Consider the following 591-nt stretch of genomic DNA (forward strand, 5'->3'; position numbering starts at 1 on the left):
CCGCCCAGAGCGAGACCGTATTTATGCCACGATAGGGCTTGCCGCTGGCGACGTTGGTCGGGCGGGTGACGTCGGCGCCGGAATGATGCCACGGCATGCGCCAGGTGCCGGTGCCGGCTTCGATGGCGTCGATGATCGCGTCGGTGACGCGAGCGTAGACGTCTGAGCGTGGTGAGGCTGACATGATCTGTTCTCCGTTCTCGCGCCGGGGACCATCCCCGGCGGCGGAGGCCCGTTCGCGCCGGGCACAGGGGGGCTCGCGCACCCGCCAGGGCCGCAGCGAAGCGAAGGACGGCGAAGCCGTTGCGCGGGCGCGCCGACCGGCGCAGGACTCCGCCAACAGCCGGGGTGGTCTACGGCGCGGGAGGATCGATCCCGGCAATCACCGTGGTCAGGCGATCGAGCTCGCGCTGGAGCGCCTGACGCTGGAGATCGGAGATGCGCCGTTCGCGCAAATGCGCCCTGGCATCGGCAGCCGCGCGCTCCCAGGCCGGCCTGTGGCGGGCGGTGATGCAGGCGTTGGGACAGCGGGTCGGCTCGCACAGGGCGGTGAGCGGCTGCGCGGGATCGGGGGTCGTCACGCGCTTGAGG

At 71.7% G+C, this 591-nt stretch carries 2 protein-coding genes; both read right to left on the reverse strand.

All coding sequences use genetic code 11. The features are described 5' to 3' along the window. On the reverse strand, nucleotides 1-184 hold a 184-nt coding region (locus tag AACY08_RS28115; RefSeq protein ID WP_339472369.1), incomplete at its 3' end, for an ArdC family protein. Between the two features lie 169 nt (nucleotides 185-353). Next, the coding region (locus AACY08_RS28120; RefSeq protein WP_339472370.1) for a hypothetical protein at nucleotides 354-591 on the reverse strand (238 nt) is incomplete at its 5' end.

The organism is Pseudomonas sp. EL_65y_Pfl1_R83, from assembly GCF_963970695.1.
GTDB lineage: Bacteria > Pseudomonadota > Gammaproteobacteria > Pseudomonadales > Pseudomonadaceae > Aquipseudomonas > Aquipseudomonas tritici.